Source organism: Achromobacter pestifer, assembly GCF_902859625.1.
GTDB classification, from domain to species: domain Bacteria; phylum Pseudomonadota; class Gammaproteobacteria; order Burkholderiales; family Burkholderiaceae_B; genus Achromobacter; species Achromobacter pestifer.
In genome coordinates this window covers 354,164-373,771 of sequence record NZ_CADIJX010000003.1, presented here as the reverse complement: position 1 = coordinate 373,771, position 19,608 = coordinate 354,164, and the positions used below count along the sequence as shown (strand labels likewise).

At 63.4% G+C, this 19,608-nt stretch carries 12 protein-coding genes; 5 read left to right on the top strand and 7 right to left on the bottom strand.

Annotation, left to right across the window (positions count from 1 at the left end; translation table 11 throughout):
- Window positions 1-56: 56 nt before the first annotated feature.
- Together HV753_RS13360 and HV753_RS13355 are read right to left on the bottom strand one after the other, a co-directional pair.
- Window positions 57-7,520 (bottom strand): YDG domain-containing protein, encoded by a 7,464-nt coding sequence (locus HV753_RS13360; protein WP_175174970.1) that lies wholly within the window; start codon window positions 7,518-7,520, stop codon window positions 57-59.
- A 256-nt stretch (window positions 7,521-7,776) separates the two neighbouring features.
- Complete coding sequence (locus HV753_RS13355; protein ID WP_175174969.1) at window positions 7,777-9,822, bottom strand: sensor histidine kinase; 2,046 nt, start codon at window positions 9,820-9,822, stop codon at window positions 7,777-7,779.
- 69 nt (window positions 9,823-9,891) lie between these two features.
- On the opposite strand from HV753_RS13355, the gene HV753_RS13350 reads away from it, so the two are divergent.
- The 3 genes from HV753_RS13350 to HV753_RS13340 all read left to right on the top strand — a co-directional run bounded on the left by HV753_RS13350 (window position 9,892) and on the right by HV753_RS13340 (window position 12,858).
- Complete coding sequence (locus tag HV753_RS13350) at window positions 9,892-10,590, top strand: response regulator transcription factor (RefSeq protein ID WP_175174968.1); 699 nt, start codon at window positions 9,892-9,894, stop codon at window positions 10,588-10,590.
- 104 nt (window positions 10,591-10,694) lie between these two features.
- Window positions 10,695-11,513, top strand: coding sequence for a YggS family pyridoxal phosphate-dependent enzyme (locus tag HV753_RS13345; protein WP_175174967.1), 819 nt, complete (start codon window positions 10,695-10,697; stop codon window positions 11,511-11,513).
- A 136-nt stretch (window positions 11,514-11,649) separates the two neighbouring features.
- Window positions 11,650-12,858 (top strand): benzoate/H(+) symporter BenE family transporter, encoded by a 1,209-nt coding sequence (locus tag HV753_RS13340; protein ID WP_175174966.1) that lies wholly within the window; start codon window positions 11,650-11,652, stop codon window positions 12,856-12,858.
- 11 nt (window positions 12,859-12,869) lie between these two features.
- Here HV753_RS13340 and pdxR read toward each other — a convergent pair whose 3' ends face one another.
- The 4 genes from pdxR to HV753_RS13320 form a co-directional block, all read right to left on the bottom strand.
- Window positions 12,870-14,369: a MocR-like pyridoxine biosynthesis transcription factor PdxR gene (gene pdxR / locus HV753_RS13335; protein WP_175174965.1), complete on the bottom strand. Its 1,500-nt coding sequence runs from the start codon at window positions 14,367-14,369 to the stop codon at window positions 12,870-12,872.
- Between the two features lie 68 nt (window positions 14,370-14,437).
- On the bottom strand, window positions 14,438-15,214 hold the full coding sequence (locus HV753_RS13330) for an SDR family oxidoreductase (protein WP_175174964.1): 777 nt from the start codon (window positions 15,212-15,214) through the stop codon (window positions 14,438-14,440).
- Window positions 15,215-15,246: 32 nt separating this feature from the next.
- Window positions 15,247-16,161: a beta-keto acid cleavage family enzyme gene (locus tag HV753_RS13325; protein ID WP_175174963.1), complete on the bottom strand. Its 915-nt coding sequence runs from the start codon at window positions 16,159-16,161 to the stop codon at window positions 15,247-15,249.
- Window positions 16,162-16,199: 38 nt separating this feature from the next.
- Window positions 16,200-17,414 (bottom strand): ABC transporter substrate-binding protein, encoded by a 1,215-nt coding sequence (locus HV753_RS13320; protein WP_175175439.1) that lies wholly within the window; start codon window positions 17,412-17,414, stop codon window positions 16,200-16,202.
- Window positions 17,415-17,641: 227 nt separating this feature from the next.
- Between HV753_RS13320 and HV753_RS13315 the strand changes: the two genes are divergently transcribed.
- Together HV753_RS13315 and HV753_RS13310 are read left to right on the top strand one after the other, a co-directional pair.
- A complete protein-coding gene (locus tag HV753_RS13315) occupies window positions 17,642-18,319 on the top strand; it encodes a Crp/Fnr family transcriptional regulator (RefSeq protein WP_175174962.1) in 678 nt (225 codons plus the stop codon).
- Entirely contained in the window at window positions 18,316-18,633 is a 318-nt protein-coding gene (locus HV753_RS13310) for a CREC-EF hand family protein (protein WP_246288265.1), read from the top strand. Before HV753_RS13315 ends, HV753_RS13310 begins: the two co-directional genes overlap by 4 nt.
- 10 nt (window positions 18,634-18,643) lie before the next feature.
- On the opposite strand, the gene HV753_RS13305 is transcribed toward HV753_RS13310, so the two are convergent.
- On the bottom strand, window positions 18,644-19,537 hold the full coding sequence (locus tag HV753_RS13305) for a LysR family transcriptional regulator (protein WP_175174961.1): 894 nt from the start codon (window positions 19,535-19,537) through the stop codon (window positions 18,644-18,646).
- Window positions 19,538-19,608: the final 71 nt, after the last annotated feature.

Genomic DNA, 19,608 nt, shown 5'->3' with positions numbered 1-19,608 from the left:
TTGGGCAGCCGGCAGGCGGATAGGTGGAGTAAGGTTTCCGTATCGATGAAGCGGGATCAGATGCCGCCCTGGACGACGCCGTCCGGCAGACGGATACCCCCATCGATCACCAGCACCTGGGCGGGGCCTTGCACGCTGCGCGCGCCCTGCCCGGCGTTGGAAGCCGGCGGTGTACTGACGTCCTGCGCGGGGGTGCCGGAACTCACCGGCACGAAGCTCAGATCGCCCGACATACTGGGCGGAGGCGTGTTGGTGGAGTCCACCGCGGCCTGCAACCATTGCACTGCCGACAGCGCCGACGTGCGGCGGCTATCCGGCTGCACGGCATTGCTGATGACCAGCGTGCCATCCTGCGTGGCGATCAGGTAGTTACTGTTGGACAGGCCGTTGGCGCCGATCAGGTAGTTGCCTGCCGTCTCGCCCGCCGCACGGCTCAACACCCCTGCCAGCGTATCGTTGCCAACCAGGTTGCCTTGCGCGATGCGCCAGGTCAGCGCCGGATCTGCGTCACCCGCACGCTTGGTCTTGTCGTCCGCGGCGACGGTGATGGCGCGGCGGTCGATCACGGCCTGATGCTGCGTATCGGCCAGCCTGTAGTTGGCCGCCAAGCCGGTGTCGCTGTCGGCCAGCGCGTATTGCACATTGGCGTTGCGGTTGCCCGCGTTGGCGCTGTCGAATTGGGTCGAAGTGCCAACGCCCAGGGTTTCGCCTTCCACCAGGTTGGTCAGCGCGCCCGCTGATGCCTGGCCAGCGACGCTGCCGTCATACGTCTTGCCGGCGACCGTGGTGCCGTCGATGCCCAGCACGCGCTGGGCGATGGCGGCGCGGACGTCCGCGGCGTTCAGCACATAGTTGCCAGCGTCGCCCCCCGTCAGCGAAAAAGCCACCGTCTTGCCCTGGCCCGCATTCTTGTCGGCGAAATTGCCCGCGACGTTCAGCGCATCGCCTGCAATGATGCCGGCAATGGCGTCCGCGCCGGTCACGGCTGCGGCAGTGCTGCCGTCATAGATTTTGTCCAGCGCACCCAGCGCGCCGTTCAATTGGCGTGCAGCGATCGTGGCGGTCGTCGTGGCATTGGCATTGACGGTGTAGTTGCCCGCATCCGTGCCAACCAGCGAACCGCTGACGTTGACCCGCTTGCCGATGGCGGCGTTCTTGTCCGAGAAGACACCAAGCGTGGCCAGCGTCACCGCGTCGCCTGTCACCACACCCGTCAACGAACCCGTCGTGCTGGCGGCAGTGGTGCCGTCATACGTCTTGCCAGCCGCCGTGATGGCGCCGGTCAAGGCCTTTGGCGTGATGCTGGCTGTGGTCGTGGTGTTGGTCGACAACGTGTAGTTGCCCGCATCAACGCCCGACAGCGTGCCGTTCACCGCCACCAGCTTGCCGTTGCCGACGTTCTTGTCGCTGAACAAGCCGGTGCCAATGATGCCGACGTTGTCGCCCAGGACGACGCCGGTCAGCGCGCCACTGGTGGCAGCATTGCGCGACCCGTCATAGACCTTGCCCGCGGCCGTCAAGGCACCCGTGATCGCCTTGGGCGTGATGTTCGCCAGCGTGGTGGTGTTGGCGACCAGCGTGTAGTTGCCAGCGTCAGCGCCGGTCAGCGAGGCGCCGACATTCACCGTCTTGCCGTTGCCCACGTTCTTGTCCGTGAACGCGCCAGTGGTCGACAGCCCCACGGCGTCGGCCAGGATCTGGCCCGCCAGGCTGCCCGACGTGCTGGCGGCCAGCGAACCGTCGTAGACCTTGCCCGCAGCCGTGATGGCGCCAGTGATCGTCTTCGGCGTGATCGTGGCGGTCGTCGTGCCGTTGGCGCTGACGGTGTAGTTGCCTGCATCCGCGCCGATCAGCGAACCATTGACGTTTACGCGCTTGCCCACGCCGGCGTTCTTGTCAGCGAAGGCGCCGGACGTCGACAGCGCGACCGCGTCGCCTACGACCACGCCGTTCAGCGTGCCCGAGGTGTCAGCGGCAGTGGAGCCGTCATACGTCTTGCCTGCCGCCGTGATGGCGCCGGTCAAGGCCTTTGGCGTGATGCTGGCTGTGGTCGTGGTGTTGGTCGACAACGTGTAGTTGCCCGCATCGGCACCAGACAGCGTGCCGTTCACCGCCACCAGCTTGCCGTTGCCGACGTTCTTGTCGCTGAACAGGCCGGTGCCAATGATGCCGATGTTGTCGCCCAGCACCGTGCCGCTCAGCGTGCCAGTGGTGGTGGCATCCCGCGCGCCGTCATAGACCTTGCCCGCGGCGGTCAGGGCACCCGTGATCGCCTTGGGCGTGATGTTCGCCAGCGTGGTGGTGTTGGTGACCAGCGTGTAGTTGCCTGCGTCAGCACCGGACAGCGAGCCGCCCACGTTCACTGTTTTACCGTTGCCGACGTTCTTGTCCGCGAACGCGCCGGTGGTCGACAATGCCACGGCATCGCCCAGTACCGCGCCGCTGAGGCCGCCGTTGGTATTGGCCGCCAAGCTACCGTCGTAGACCTTGCCCGCAGCGGTAATCGCGCCGGTGATGATCTTCGGCGTGATGTTGGCCGTGCCCTTGAACACGCCGTTGCCCAGCGCGTAGTTGCCGGCGTCGGCGCCACCCATCACGTAGGCCACGGCTTTGCCATTGGCCACGTTCTTGTCGTTGAAGCTGCCGGTGAAGATCAAGGAATCGCCCGCGACCACATTCAGGCTGTTCTCGCCAATGACGGAGGCCAGCATGTTGCCGTCATAGATCTTGTCCAACGCGCCCAGCACGCCCGTCAGCTGACGCACGGCGATGTCAGCACTGGCGGTGCTGTTGGCAGTCACCACATAGTTGCCCGCATCCGTGCCGACCAGCGAACCGCTAACGTAGACCCGCTTGCCCGTGCCGGCGTTCTTGTCGGCAAAGACGCCTGTCGTCGACAGCGACACGGAGTCACCCGCAATCGTACCCGTCAGCGAACCCACGGTGCTGGCAGTCAGCGTGCCGTCATAGGTCTTGCCAGAGGCGGTGATGGCGCCCGTCAGCGCCTTGGGCGTGATCGTGGCGGTGGTCGTGGCGTTGGTCGACAGCGTGTAGTTGCCGGCATCGGCGCCCGACAGCGCGCCGCTCACCACCACCAGCTTGCCTGCCCCTGCATTCCTGTCCCCGAACAGGCCCGTGCTGGACAGCGATACGGCGTCGCCAAAGATGGCGCCGATGAGTTCACCCGACGTGACAGCGTCGCGCGTGCCGTCGTAGGTCTTGCCTGCTGCGGTGATCGCGCCCGTCAACGCCTTGGGCGTGATCGTGGCGGTGGCGGTGCTGTTGGTCGTCAGCGTGTAGTTGCCTGCGTCTTGCCCAGTCAGCGTACCAATGACGGACACCAGCTTGCCAACTCCCACGTCCTTGCTGCCGAAGAGTCCCCCGCCAAAAATCCGCACATCATCGCCAAAGACCAGGCCGGCAGTCACAAGGGCGTTGGCGTTCACATTGAGCGTGCCGTCGTAGACCTTGTCGGAAATGGTCACGGTGCCGGTCAAGGCCTTCGGAGTAATGCTGGCGGTAGTTGGAGCAAAGCCACTTCCCAGCACATAGTTGCCGGCATCCCCGCCGGTCATGCCGAATGTGACGAGCTTTCCGTACCCCACATTCTTGTCGCCAAAGCTGGCATTGATCATCAGGTAGTCACCACCAACAATGCCCGAGACAGCTCCCGAATAGTCAGCGGAGATAGAACCGTCATAGACTTTGTTCGATGCCGTGAGCTGGCCCGTCAGCTCGCGGGCGGTGATCGTTGCCGTGGTGGAAGACGCGCCGCCCGTGATGAAGTAGTTGTCCGCGTCGTTGCCCGTCAGCGAGATGCCCCCCAGGATGACCGTCTTGCCGGCTCCCACGTTCTTGTCCGAGAAGCTGCCGGTGCCGCTGACGCCCACGTTGTCGCCAGCGATCAAGCCGCTGCCGACCGAGCCCTGCACATTGGCGTTGGTGGTGCCGTCGTATGTCTTGTTGTCGACGGTAATGTCCGTCGAAATGCCCTTCTTCAGGACGTTCAGGCTCAGGCCGTCGGCATAGATGATGTCGTAGCCTTGCTGATTCGAATACAGGCCGCCGTTGACGCTAAGGCTGCCGTCGGCCAGGCGATAAACGCCGGCATTCTTCGAATTGGTCGTGTAGTTGATGCTGCCGTCCAGCTGTGCACCCGGCTGCGAGGCCACGTAACCAACGCCGCCGCTGATCTGGCCGTCGTAGACCTTGTCGGCAAGACTGACGGTCACTTGCTTCAGGAAGCCGCGCAACAAGGGCGTGGCGGAACCTTCATACATGCGCCAGGTCGTGCCGGTTCCGCCAGCGGCGTCGATGTCCCAGCCCGCATCCGTGAACGTGGACAGTTGCGTCAGTTGCTGGTAGGTCTTCAGACCGCTGGAGGCGTTGACGGTGCCGCCCCGAATGCCGACAAGCGCCGGCGGCACGGGGCCGATGGGCACGCCCGCCGCGTTGGTGCTGGCGGCAAAGCTGTCATTGATGATGCCGGAGCTGTAATTGATTCCGACCAATGCGCCGTAGCCGGATTGCGCACCGAGGTTGCCGAATGTGCTGGTCGAATAGGCCTTGCTGATGGTTCCCCAATTCGCCCCCACCAGGCCGCCCACGTTGTTAAGGCCAGGAAGGAACAGGTCCGAGCTTACCTGACCCGTCGAATAGGCATTCGAGATCGTTCCATAGTTGATGCCAACCAGGCCCCCTGAGCTTTGACTGATCCCATTGGTCCTGACTGTTCCATTGAAATAGACGTTGTCGATCGTGCCGCGGTTTATCCCCGCCAGGCCACCGATTTGATAGAAGCCCCTGACGACGGCCTTGTCCAGCCCGACGTTCTTGACCACGCCACTGACATCGATTTCCCCAAACAACCCACCAAAGGTCTGATTAAGGCCCGTCTGCAGATTGGAGATCGTATGGCCTTGGCCATCCAGGGTACCGGAGAACTGGACCGTGGAGCCCACGGAGACAAAGCCATTCACGCCCCACATACCGCTGCCCACCACCCCCGTCGCCTTGGCATCAATGTCGCGTACCACGGTGTATTTTGCGGTCGGGTCATAGGCCATCAACTGGAGCTGATGGTCGTTGGACAACGCCAGGCTGTATTCGCTGGCCAGGAACGGGCGCGTCATCCCTTCAAGCATGACCCATTGCGCCTTGCCGGCCGAATCCCTCGCGACCCACACATTGTCCGAACCGGGAACCGGCGACCACGTGCCCAGGTTGGCGTACGACGCATAGGAATAGGCGTTGCCGATCGACGAGGTTCCCGTCACGGTGCCTCCGACATCCAATCCCGTGGCATTGGCCTGCCCCGTCGTCGCGGCGTCCCATTGCGCGTTCTCCAGAACGATGCCGTTCCCGATGAACATGCCAACCAGACCGCCCGTACGGCCACCGCCTTGGACACGGCCGGTCGCATATACGTTGGAGACCTTGCTGTTGTCCCGGGCGGAACCGACCAGGCCGCCAATGCCCGAGCCCACGCCATCAACCGCGGCCGTGACGTTGCCGATGGCATAGGCATTGCGAATCACGCCGCCATTGATGCCGACCAGGCCGCCTGCGTCGGTGTTGCCACCGGTCACATTGCCGGTCGCATAAGCGTTGTCGATAACCCCCGCGGTGCTGTTGTTGCCCGCCAGACCGCCCAGGCTGAAGCCCTTCTTGGTGCTGGTGACCTCCGTGCGCGCGTGCGAACCGGTGATCAGATAGCTATTCGCCCCGACCAGGCCGCCCAGGAAGGAGTCGCCCGTGACGCTGCCGGAGGCGGACACGTTGCGGATCGTGCCTTCGTTGCTGCCCGCCAACGTACCCAAGTAGCTTCCGCCGCTGATCGTCGCGTTCGTCACCGCCAGGTCGCGGACCTCGCTGCCTGCGGCGATCGTGCCAAACAGGCCCAGACTGCCACCGTTTCCGGCATTGATGTTCAGGTTGTCTACGGTGTGGCCCAAGCCCGCCAGCGTGCCCCGCAAGTTCGTCACGACCGAACTCGAAAACGTGTTGCCTTTCAGGTCCAGGTCCTGCGCCAGCGCATAGTAGCCATGCCCGGAGGTATTCACGGACTGCAAGTCCTGCAAGGAATGCAGCAGCGTGTAATCTTGCCCGTTGATCTTCAACGTGGCGTTAGCACCGCTCAACGTCACGGGCGCATTGACCGAGTACGAACCGCCGGACGAAGACCCGAGTTGCTTGTAGCCGCCCAAGTTCAGTTCCAGGCCCGCCTGGGCGCCGGTGGCGGTAATGGGAGCATTGATGACCACGTCACCATGCGCGCTCAGCGTCAGCTTGGTGCTGGCGCTCCATTTCACGCCGGCATTGACGTTGATGTTGCCGGCCTGCGATCCGTTGGCAACCGTCATCAGCTCGACGTTGCCGTTATCCAGGTTGGCCGACAGCGTGTCGGCGCCAATGCCGCTGTCATTCTGGCCGCCAGCGCCCGCGCCGACGGTGAAGTCCGTCGGATCGATCAGCCACGAACCATGCTGGCCGCTGGCCGCCTTGGTGGTGATGACGGCGCCGGCCGCCACGGACACCTTCGCCGCCGACGTTTCCACAAACCCGCCCTTGCCGCCGTTCGGGGCGCTGGCGTCCAGCGTGCCGCCTACCGCGATGCGGTCATTGACCATGTCGCCCAGCAATACGATCTTGCCGTTCTCTCCGGTGGCAAGCGTCTTGGCTTGCGTGATGCCCGTGTGGTTGATGACGGTGCTGGCCAGATCGCCTGCGGCCTTGGCCGTCAGGTAGACCATGCCGCCGTCGGCGCGAATGGCGCCGCCCTGCTCGATCAGCGCATCGATGGCGCCTTGCTCGACTTCGATCTTGACCGGGCCGCCCAAATCCAGCTTGACGCGGCTGCCGGCGCCCAGCAGGACGTTGCCCTTGTCCGCCGTCAGGTTGCCGGTGTTGGTGATCTTGGCCGCGATCAGCGCAATGCTGCCGCCCGGCGCCGCCGTGATATTGCCCTGATTGATGATGGCGTTGCTGCTGGCGCCTTCAAACCGGTAGTTGCCCGCCAGGAAATCCTGCGTGCTGATGTTCAGCGTGCTGGCGACGATGCCGCCCACATTGACCTGGGCTGTGGGGGTGAACACCACGCCGTTCGGGTTGACCAGGAATACTTGGCCGTTTGCGTTCAGCGCGCCCTGGATCACCGATACATCCGGCCCCAGCACCCGGTTCAACGCCACGGAATCACGCCCAGGCTGATTGAAGGTGACGCTGTTGCTCTTGCCGATGGAAAAGCTTTGCCAGTCCACTGCCAGCTTGCCCGTCTGCTGGTTGATCGTCATGGCCGACCCGTTCTGGCTGATCGAACCCGATCCCGCCACCACGTTGCCGCCAGTCGGAAGATCCGCGGCAAGCGCCGGCCCTGACAGCAGCAGCGCCGCAGTCAGTGCGGCGGCGCCAGAGGCGTTGCGCTTGCGGCGCGCGCTGGCGTGTTCGGCAACAGGCACGTACACGCCCAATGCGTCATTCCAAACCAGACGAAAGATGTGATTGAGGGAGGGCTTTTTCATCGGATATTCCTGTTGTGCGCAGCGTCACAATTTGTAAATTTCGCTGCTGAAATATACCGATGATTGCGTCCTCAAATCTGAGCAAATCTAAGCAAGTCGTAAATTTCACTCTAATTCATCATGATGAATGAGAATTAGGCGATAAAAGACAGGCGATAAGCGATTTTATGAAATTGCCGCTCCGCGCGACAGATACACATAGATGCTTTTAAGCAACATATTGTCGGATGTCGACAGGGAAAGTAATGCGATCCCTCTACTGCCCCGCCGTCCGTTGCCGAGGAAGGCTCAGGCAAAAACACACCGGCTCGGCGCCGCCCGCGCTCTTCAGGCACACCGAGCCGCCTAGCCGCTCGGCAATCGTCCTGACGAGATACAGCCCCAGCCCGGCCCCCGGATGCCGCAAGGCATTCGGGCCCCGGTAGTATTTCTGGAACAAGCGGTCCTGCTCGGCCTGGGCGATGCGGTCGCCGGCGTTGGCCACATCGATGTGCATGAACTCGCCGTCTTCCCGCAAGGTGACCCGTACCGCCCTGCCCGCCGCGCAATGCCGGTCGGCATTGGCCAGCAGATTGCGCAAGGCAATGCGCAACAGGCCCGCATCCGACAGCAGAACGTGTTCCCCCTGGCCATAGACGCACTGGATGCGCCCCGCCGGAAACTCGCGGTCCAGGTCCGCCAGCAACGCCAACAGATCGCACTGCGTCAGACGCAGTTGGGCGCTGGGTTCGCTCATTCGGTCGTGGGTCAGGTATTCGTCGACCAAGGCCAGCAAGCGCATGGCGGCGCTGCGGATATTGCCGCAGCGCGCCAGGCTCTTTTCGACCGGCGCGGCCAGATTGCGGCCCAACTGCTGCGCCGAGGTGGTGATGATGGCCAGGGGCGTGCGGAATTCATGCGACACCATCGCGACGAATTCCCGTTGCTCGGCGAACACGCGACGCTCCAGTTCCAATGAGGCGCGCAGCTCGTCTTCCAGTTCAACCCGGCGCTGGATCTCGCCTTGCATCTCGGCGGTGCGCAACGCCACTTCCTGCTCCAGCTTGTGGCTGTGTTGCCGCGCCAGGTCCGCCGCCAGATTGGCCTGCTGGCGTTCCTTGCCGCGGCGCTGACGCTCATGGCGTCCGACGATGTTCAGACTGAGCAGCAACATGTGCAGCATCGTGCCCAAGGTGGACACATATTCCGTGAACACGTTGACGGGCAGCACGCCAAGATTGCGCAGGAACGCGATCAGCACGCTGACATAGAACACCCCGAACGCCAGCGCGAAAAAGCGCGCCGGCCGCCACCCTTTCTTCAACAGATACGCCGCCAAGGCCGTGAATCCCACGATCAACGACAAGGCCAGCAACTGGATCGGTTGCATGCCCCACGCATAGTGTCCCGACACGACCAACGCCGAACACACCAGCGCGATGCCCCAGAACAACCATTCCAGCCCTCGTACCGCGCGGGGATACAGCAAGGCCAGGTTCAACTGGGCAAAAGCGATCCGCAGCGCAACGGGCAGGCTGATCGCGATGCCGACGCCCAGCATCCGGTCGCTCCAGGCAACCGGCAAGCCCGTCAGTTGCTGGACCAGCCCCAGCGACACGACCTCGTTGAACACGCAATTGCCGATATAGGCCAGGAACAGACCGCTCATGGGTGCGCGCGTGGCCCACCAAAAGACCGCGTGCACGCAGATCAGCAGCAGATAGAAGCCGAAATACAGCCCGAACAGCAATCCTTCGCGTCGCGACTGATTATCAAACGCCAGGCGTTGCCAGATTTCCAGACGGGTCGCCATCGCGTTCTTGCTTTGCAAGCGCGCCAGGATCACATAGGAACCTGGGGCCGGCGGATCAAACTGGATCACCGGGCTGCGGTAGTCCACCGGCCAATTCCGGCGCGGCACGTCTTCGCCGCTATGGCCCAGCAACGACCAGCCGCCATCCTGGCCAACATAAATGCGCGCGTCGTCCAGCAACGCATTGCTCAGCCGCAGCATCCAGCCACCACGCGCCAGATCGTCCACCTGGATCGGCAAGCGCAGCCAGACCGTGTCTTCTGTGAAGCCCGCGTTCAAGCCGGCGGGCACCGGCGTCCACCCCGTCGCGCCCGCCGCCTGATCGGGCGTCAGTGCCGCGTTCGGATCATCCAGGCGTTCCAGATGGCCCGCGGCATCCGCCAGCCCCCGTTGCGCATTCAGATGCAAGGGCTCGGCGCGCGCCTGCCCGGCGCCCGCCAACATGCCGGCCAACCCCAGCGCCAACAGCATCAATCCTGCCCACACCGTGGGGTAATATTTCCGTTTCATCGAGTCACAGTCCCGTGCAGCCACGCAGATTACACCACCCCTCAAGCGGTTTTCACGCAGGCGCATCGCATGCTTGACGTCATCCTGCTTGAAGACGAACCGGTACTGCGCCAGGAACTTGGCGAGTTCCTGGATGAGCTTGGCTACGCACCGCAATGCGTATCCAGCCTGCAAGAATTCGACCGGCATTTCGATCCCACCCGCCACCATCTTGCGGTGATCGACATCGGTTTGCCCGACGGCTGCGGGCTGGATCTGATCCAACGCTTGCGACGGGAAGGCCAGCGAGTCGGCATTGTCGTGTTCAGCGCGCGTCAGACCAGCGCGGATCGGATTGCGGGCCTGGGACTGGGCGCCGACCATTATCTGGGCAAGGGCTGTGACCTGGACGAACTGGCCGCCACCCTCGCCGCGCTGGTACGCCGCCTGGGCTTGCAGCTGGCCCCCGCCAGCCCGCCGCCGCCCAATTGGACACTGGAAGTCGGACCTCGGCGCCTGCTCATCCCGGGCGCTCCTGCCGTGCCCTTGTCCCAGCAAGACCTGCTGGTGCTGCGCTGCCTGATGAGCCAACCCGGCGAGAACATCAGCCGCCGCCACATCATCGAAGCCCTGGGCTTTGACTACCTGGACTACGACCAGCGTCGGCTGGACACGCAGATGCGCCGGCTGCGGCGCCGCGTCGAAGACGTCAGCGGGCAGACCCTGCCAGTCAAGACACTGCGCAACAGCGGTTATTGCTTCTATCAGCCGGCGAAAGTGCTGGCATAACAGAAAAGCGGTCTGCCCTCTTCTGGACAAGTGGCATGTTCTACCCGTCCGCATCCCTCTAGAATTCCAGAGAGCGACTATCGCCGGGGCGGATCCGTTCCCGAATGCTTAAGGAAAACACCTTGCCGAACCAGACCGACACCCCTGACGGAATTGCCCACGCGGACTACCCGCAGGCCCGCACCGTGGAAGACTTCACGACAAATCTCGCCGCTGTCCAGCGCCGCATTGCGCTGGCTTGCGCGCGCGCCGGCCGCGATGCGGGCAGCGTGCGCCTCTTGCCCGTCAGCAAAACGGTGGATGCCGAACGTGTCCGGTTGTCGTACCAAGCAGGCATCCGCCAACTGGGCGAAAACAAGGTCCAGGAAGCCTATTCCAAATGGGAAGCCTTAAGCGACCTGACCGACATCCAATGGTCGGTCATCGGCCATCTGCAAACCAACAAGGCGAAACTCGTGGCTCGCTTTGCGTCGGAATTCCAGGCGCTGGACAGCTTGCGGGTCGCCGAAGAACTGGACCGTCGCTTGCAGGCCGAGGGCCGCGCGCTGGACGTGTTCGTGCAGGTCAATACGTCGGGCGAAGCCAGCAAGTACGGGCTGGCGCCGGAAGACGTGGAAGCGTTCGTGCAAGCGTTGCCGGCCTTTCAATCTCTGCGGGTCAAGGGGTTCATGACACTGGCGATCTTTTCCAGCGATGTCGACCGCGTGCGGCCCTGCTTCGTCCGGCTGCGCGACCTGCGCGACCGGATGCGCCAGACCGCACCGGCCGGCATGGACCTGTCGGGCTTGTCCATGGGCATGTCCGGCGACTTTGAACTTGCCATTGAAGAAGGCGCCACGGTCGTCCGCGTGGGGCAGGCCATTTATGGCTCGCGCGCGCAGCCGGACAGCTACTACTGGCCTGCGGCGCAGGCGGACACGTAGAAACATCGGCATGCGTCCAAAGTGGTCTGGCAATAGCCATAAAAGCGGCATGAATTAACAGTCCACATCACTCCTACACTTTGCGCTTTGTTCGGGCTGCATCCGCCGCAGCCCCTTTCGCACTGTGGAGTGATTCATGACAACATCGCCGGCACGGCTACGACCCGCCGACTTCTTTTCGCCTACTGTCGCCGCCCTGATCTCAGTGCTGGTCAACTATGGCGGAACCTTTGTGCTGGTGTTCCAGGCCGCCGAACTTGCCCGGCTGACTCCCGCGCAGACCGCTTCATGGGTATGGGCGGTGTCCATCGGTGTGGGCATTACCGGCGCCCTGCTCAGCTTCCGGTACAAAGCGCCCATCATCACTGCCTGGTCCACCCCCGGGGTGGCCTTCCTGGCCACCGTGATGCCGTTCACGCCCTACGGCGAAGTGATCGGCGCCTACCTGATTTCAGCGCTGGGCTTCATCCTGCTGGGCTTGTCCGGCGCCTTTGAAAAACTGGTGCGCATGATCCCCGGCGGCATCGCGGCGGGCCTGCTGGCCGGTATCCTGCTGCAATTCGGCATCAACGCCTTCGGAGGCGCCAGTGTCGATCCTGCCCTGGTGATCGTGCTGGTGGTCTCCTATGCGCTGCTTAAACGCTATACGTCGCGCTTTGCCGTTGTCGGCATCCTGGTCATCGGCGTTGCCATGTTGATTGCGCAGAACCGCATCGACTTCTCGGCCATCCATCTCAGCCTGGCCAAACCCGTATTTGAAATGCCCCGGTTTTCCCTGCAAGCGCTGCTGGGGGTTGCGCTGCCGCTATTCATCATCACGCTGACGGGCCAATACATGCCGGGCATGCTGGTGCTGCGCAACGATGGCTTCCACACCAGCGCCAACCCGATCCTGACCGTCACCGGCCTGGGCTCGTTGATCATGGCTCCGTTTGGGGCCCACGCCTTCAACGTGGCGGCCATTACCGCCGCGATCTGCACCGGCCCCGACGCGCACCCGGACCCGCGCAAGCGCTACCTGGCGGGACTGGCCTGCGGGGCGTTCTACATTCTGGTGGGCACCTTCGGGGTGACACTGGCCACGCTCTTCATGGTGCTGCCCAAGGCCTTCATCACCACGCTGGCCGGACTGGCGTTGCTGGGCGCCATCGGCGGCAGCCTGGCCAATGCCATGGCCGATGCCCGCACCCGGGAAACCGCACTGATCACTTTCCTGGCCACCGCCGCCAATGTCACCCTGTTGGGGGTGGGCGGCGCCTTCTGGGGGCTGGTCGCAGGCCTGACCGCGCACCTGCTGATGCACGGCGGCAGCCGCGCATTGATCGGCAGCCCGGCCAAACCGTAGGCGCAAACCCGCTAGGTCTTCTTTAGCGCAAGGGCCAGCCGCCGCATGGCGCTATCGATCTCGTGCGCGGCCAACGACGAATAACCCAGGATCCAGCCCTGCCGCTTGTCCTCGCCCGCATACAAGCGGCTAAGCCCCGGCAGTTGCAAGCCAGCGCTGGCGGCCTGCCGGATGGTCTTTTCCTCCGACCATCCACGCGCCAGCAGGCAGGGGATCTGAAGCCCGCCTTCTGGCCGCAACGGCATGACAACACCTGCCAGGTGCGTTTCCAGTGCTTGCAGCATGGCGTCACGGCGTGACGCATACAGCTTGCGCATGGCGCGGATGTGCGCGTTGTAGTGCCCGTCTTCCATGAATCGGGCCAAGGTCAGTTGCAGGATCTGCGGCGTGTGGCCATCCAGAATGCTGCGCGCGTAGGCAAAGGCGCTGACCAGTTCACGAGGCAGCGCCATGTAGCCCATCCGCAGTCCCGGATAGAGCGTCTTGCTGAAGGTGCCGATGTAAAGCGTGCGTTCATACTTGTCCAGGCCCTGGACGCAGGCGGTCGGCAGGCCGTCGTAATGGAATTCGCTGTCGTAATCGTCTTCGATGATCCACTTGCCGTTCTCGGCGGCCCAGCGGGTCAGCTCCAGCCGTCGCGCCAGCGACAGGGTCGCGCCCGTGGGGTACTGGTGCGACGGCGTCACATAGACGCAATTGGCACCGCTGCGATCCGCCCGAAGCAGGTCGGTGCGAATGCCCTGTGCGTCGACATCAATGGGAACGATCCGGGCTTCCGCGGATTCAAATGCCTTCTTGGCGCCGAAGTAACCGGGGTTCTCCAGCAAGATCGGCTTGCCGGCATCCACCAGCAACTGCGCACACAGGAACAGGGCCTGCCGCGTGCTGCTGAGCACCAGGATCTGATCCGGCGACACCTTGGCGCCCCGCTCCAGGTTCAGATAGGACGCGATTGCCTTGCGCAGGGGTGCGGCGCCTTGCGGGTCGCCATGCAGCAAGACCTGATCCCGGTGGTCCTTCAGCGCCTGGCGCTGCAAACGCTCCCAGACATCCGTCGGAAACGTCCGGGTTTCAGGCAGCCCCGTGGCAAAAGGCTGGACCACTTGCTGATCCACCACGCCACCACTTGCGTAGATCTGGCGCCCGCGACGGCTTAGGCCCGACCCGGGTTCCGCCGCGCCGCGCTTGTCGTCCGCGAGTTTGACGCGCCGGCTGGCCGCCCCGCGCAACTCGGCGCCCACGGTTTCGGACACGTAACTGCCGGACCCTTCGCGCCGCACGATATAGCCGTCACGGTGCAATTGGACATAGGCATTTTCGACGGTGTCGCGCGCCACGCCCAGCGACGTGGCCAACGTGCGCGTGGCAGGCAGCTTGACGCCAGGGTCCAGCGCGCTGTCCAGGATCAAGGCGCGCAATGCCCGCTGAATCCGCTGATGCAAATCCAGCCGTTGAAGATCCGCATCGTTCATGCGCATCTTCAACGTTTCCAGTTCAAATACCCGGGTCATGCGGTCTGCCTGCCAGAAGAATATGAATGATCGAAGCAGACCATTCTATCTGGTGACCGCGTTTCCCTTCACCCCAGGTATTCGACGTTGCCGCACACCGAAATGCTCTGGCCGCTGATCATCGCGCCTTCGTCAGCGCACAGGAAGGCCACCTGATTCGCCACATCCTCAGGTTGAGTCATGCGGCGCAACGAGACTTTCTCCACCAATTGCGCGCGCATCTCATCGTTGCTGACGCCGCCAGCCGTCGCACGGGCGGCGATCACGCGCTCCACGCGGTCGCCCGCCACGACGCCTGGCAAGACGGAGTTCACGCGGATGCCATCGGGGCCAAGCTCCATCGCCCAGGTCTGCGTCAATCCGGCCAAGCCGAATTTGCTTGCGCTGTAAGGCGAACGCAACGAGAAGCCCAGGCGGCCCGCCACGGACGAGATATTGACGATGGATCCGCCCCCCGCCTCGCGCAGCAACGGCACGGCGCTGCGCGAACAGAGGAACGTGCCGGTCAGGTTCACCTCCAGGGTGTTCCGCCACGCCTCCAGCGTGGTGTCCTCAAGCCGGCTGGTGGGGCCCGACACGCCCGCATTGTTGATCAAGGCGTCAAGCTTGCCCCATCGCTTCGCCACGTCCTTGAACATCGCCAGGACCTGCGCCTCATCCGCAACGTCCGTCACACTGACGTGCAGGCCGGGATGCGCGGCCTTGGCCGCATCGCACGCTTCCGCGTTCACGTCGCAGATATGCACATCGGCGCCGGCCAATAGAAACTTGCGCGCAATGGCCAAACCTATGCCGTGCGCGCCTGCGGTGATCAGGACCCGCTTGCCTTTCAAGGATTCAATCATGTTGCTACACCGGGATGAGGAGGGAAGTCGGATCAGAGCGCGAAAGCCGGCCGGATGCCGCTCTGCAAGGGCAGCCCAAGCATCTCGCGCGCCTCGGCGGGCGTGGCAGGTTCCATATCCATTTCCCGCATCACGCGCACGATGCGCTCGGTCAATTGCACATTGGTGGCCAACTCACCGTGGCGGTAATACAGGTTGTCTTCCAAGCCCACCCGCGCATGCCCGCCCAGCAGCAACGCGCTGATGTTGGCTTCCAACTGCGCCGGGCCGATGCCACTGACGCAGAAGATGCTGTTCTTCGGCAGCAGATCAACCATCATTTGCAGATGCCGGGGCGAAAACGGCATGGCGTTCTGGAAGTTCCGATGTACGTTCATCACCAGGTTGATGAAGTGCGGCCCTTCGTCCAGCCCCTCGTTGATCAGGGTCGTCGCGTCCTGCAAGATATGCGTAGGGCTGAAGACCTCCCATTCGGGCTTGATGCCACGGGCCTGCATGGCGGCCGCCATCTCGCGCGCCTTGGTCAGCGGCGTGTTCATCAGGTATTCGCGGTCGCCAAATGCCAGGTTCAAGGTCGTGGCGTCCAGCGTGCACATCTCGGCGCCGGCCTCCATGCCCTTCAGCCGTTCTTCCCACAAGATCTCCCAGGTGCCCGGCGACGTCTCCTTCACCATGTCGCCATGCACGCCGCCACCCGTGGAATTGTTCAGAACGATGTCGCAGCGCTCACGGATGCGCTGATTCATGTCACGGTAGATATCGGCGTTGCAGGTGGCAAGATCATCCGGCCGGCGCGCGTGCAGCGCCACCACGCTGGCCCCGGCGTTGTAGCAGCGGTAGACGTCGTCGGCGATCTCCGCCGGCTGGGTCGGCAGATGCGGGTTCTGGCTTTTCAGCGCCATGCCCCCCGTCGGGGCGATGGTCACGATGACTTTGCGTTTGGCCATGGAGTTCTCGTTAGGGAATTGAATCGATGAAGGCCCGCTTACTTCCAGAGCGCGCAGCGGCTTTCCGCCTTGGTCGTGAAGGCAGCATTGCCATCAATGGTCTGGAGCACGTTGAAGTAGTCCCAAGGTTCCTTGGACTGTTCGGGCGTCTTGACCTGCAACAAATACATGTCGTGCACCACACGGCCATCCGGGCGGACCACGCCGTCCTTGATGTACAGGTCGTTCAACTTGTTGTCGCGCAAATGGGCCAGTACGCGGTCGGCATCATCGGTTCCCGTGGCCTTGACGGCGCGCAGATACTGCAACGCAGCCGAATAGTCCGCTGCCTGCAATGACGACGGCATGGCCTTGCGGCGCTCGTAGAACTTCTGGCTCCAGGCACGGGTCTCGTCCGACGCATTCCAATACCAGCTGTCGGTCAGATACAGCCCCTGGGCCGCCTGTAGCCCCATGGCGTGGATATCGTTGATGAACATGATCAAGCCGGCCAGCCGCATCGTCTTCGTGATGCCGAACTCATTGGCCGCCTTGATGGCGTTGGTGGCGTCGGCGCCCGCATTCGCCAAAGCAAGAATCTCTGCCTTGCTGCTTTGCGCTTGCAGCAGGAAGGACGAAAAATCATTGGCGGCCAGCGGATGCTTGACTGCTCCCACCACGGTGCCGCCCCCCTCCTGCACGACCTTCGTGGTATCGGCTTGGAGTGCGTGGCCAAAGGCGTAGTCCGCGGTCAGGAAGAACCAGGTCTTGCCCCCGGCCTTGACCACCGCCGTCCCCGTCCCACGCGACTGCGCGACGGTGTCGTAGGCATAGTTCAGGGTGTAGGGCGTGCACTGCTCGTTCGTCAGCGCCGGGGCGCCCGCGCCCACGACGATGATCGGCTTCTTCTTGTCGGCCGCCACCTTGGACATGGCAAGCGCGGTGCTGGAATTGGTGCCACCGATCAGCATGTCCAGGCCCTTCTGGTCGAACCATTCGCGCGCCTTGGCCGATGCGATGTCCGCCTTGTTCTGGTGATCCGCCGTCAGCAGCTCGATCTTCTTGCCGTTGATCTCGCCCCTCATCTCCTCGATGGCCATCTTGATGGCCTCCGCCCCGCCGGGGCCGTCCGGCCCCGAATAGACGCCAGACATGTCGGTGATGAACCCGATCCGAATCACATCGTCGGAAATCTGCGCATGCGCGATGCTCGCGCTCAGCAACGAGGCGGCGCCAGCGCAAGCGAGCGCCGAGCCGGACAACATGCGTGGCATTGACAACATACCTATCTCCTCTTATGGTTTTTCGGCTCTGGGGCCTCGGCTATTCTGTGGCTGGACCCGCCGTGCGGACAGTCATCAAGTTGACAAAGCGCCCTAGGGTTTACCTGTGCGGAACCACCATTGCAGACTTGGGGAAAACTATGCACGGACCACCCACCGGTGCCGGCAACGACTCGTCAGCCGCAAAACGGCGGCCGGCGCCATGCCCTGTCGACAAAATGCTGGATGTTGTCCCCTGGTACAACGGACTGCCAGCGCTTGAACGCAACATGGTGCGCGCAGAATTGCGCACCGTGTCGCTGCGCACGGGCGAATACCTGTTCCGCGAAGGCGCCCGATCGCCCGGCTGGTATGGCGTGGTGGAGGGCCTGGTGAAATGGTCGTCCCGAGGATCGGACGGCCGGTCTTTGTCGCTAGCGGGCTTCAGCACCGGAAGCTGGTTCGGCGAAGCCACCATGATTCGCCATGAGCGGTTTGAATACGAAGTAATTGCACTCAGGCCAAGCCGGGTCGTCATCTTGCCCCGGGACACCTGCGAACGCCTGTGGAACCACAATATCGAGTTCACCAAAGCGTTGATGACGCATCTGGCCCAGCGGGTCAACTGGCTGATGGCGTCCTATACCGGCAATGTGCTGCTGGACGTCGACACCACGGTGGCGCGCGCCGTCGCGGCGCAGCTTGATGCCGAACTGCATTCCGGCACCAACGGCCGTTTGAAGATTTCGCAGGAAGAGATCGCCAGCCTATGCGGGGTGTCCCGCCAGCGCTGCAATACCGCGCTGACGCGGCTGGCCCGCGCAGGCGTCCTGCAAACGCACTACGGCGGACTGACCATACTGGACCGGGACGCGCTGTATCGTCATGCTGGGCGCTCATCTCAGGAGCAGGCATGAAGAAGCCGTCCCCCCTGGCGCGCATGCTGGGCGCGGCGCTGCTTGCAGCCGGGCACGTCGGAAGCGTTTTGGCGCAGGCCGCCCCCGAGGCCCCGGCGGCGGCGCAGCCCCCCGAGCAAGCGCGGCAGAAATATCAAACCATGATGGAACGCGCGTTCGCCAAGCAGGACGTGAATACCAACGGTTTCCTCGACAACGGCCCAATGTTCCAGGAGCTGACCGCCGAGCAACTCGCTGCCATGGACACGGACGGCGACGGCCGCGTCAGCAAGGCTGAATACATGGAGCACGCAATGAAGGGGTATGGCCGCTGATCGCCCGCCCCTAGAGCTCGTGCCCAAGACCAAGCAGGAAATCCACCGCAAGCCGAGTCCGGGCTGAACGGTGACGCGCTTTCTCATAAACCACGGACAACGGTGCGCCGACGCTCTGGAAGTCAGTCAGCACAGGCACCAGTAGACCGGCCGCCAGTGCGGGCGCCACCACGTAGCGCGGCGCCTGCAAGATTCCCCGCCCCCCCACGGCCAGCGCCAACAGTGCCGCCGCGTGATCGCTGGCCAGGGGACCGACTGGGAAGTGGTTGTATGACTGCCCGTCACGGGCGAAGGTCCAGGTACGAAACTGCCCGCTATTGGCCATGACATAGCGCAGGCATGCGTGCGCGGCGAGGTCGCTGGGAGTACGGGGCGTACCGTGCTGTTGCAGATAGGCAGGCGCGGCAATGGTCAGAAAGCGGTGCGCCGGTAACGGGCGGGCCACCAGACGCGAGTCCGGTACCTCGCCCAGCATCACGGCCAGATCAAATCGTTCGGCGGTCATATCGACATGGCGATCCGTCAACACCAATTCAATGTCCAGCCCTGGATGTCCCGCCAGCCATTCGCTCAGCGCCGGCGCCACCACGTACTGGCCGAAACTTACCGGCACGCAGAGTCGCAGTTTTCCGCGCCAGGGCTGCGCCTCTCTTGCCAACATGCTGCGCGCGTCTTCAATGGCCGTCATGCCCTGACGGCAGACTTCAAAGAATGCCTCACCATCACCGGTCAAGGTGATCTGCCGTGGTGAACGATGGAAGAGCTGGACGCCTACCTCGGCCTCCAGCCGCGCCACCGCCTTGCTGACGGCAGAAGGGCTGATCTGAAGCAGTCGCGCCGCGCGGGTGAAATTGCCGGCCTCCGCAGCCCGCACGAAGGTGCTGACATCGCTGAATGGGTCCATTTATCTATTCCTTGAATTCACAATAACTAGTAATCCAAAGGTCTTATCATGCCTTGAGGTCGATCCTATAG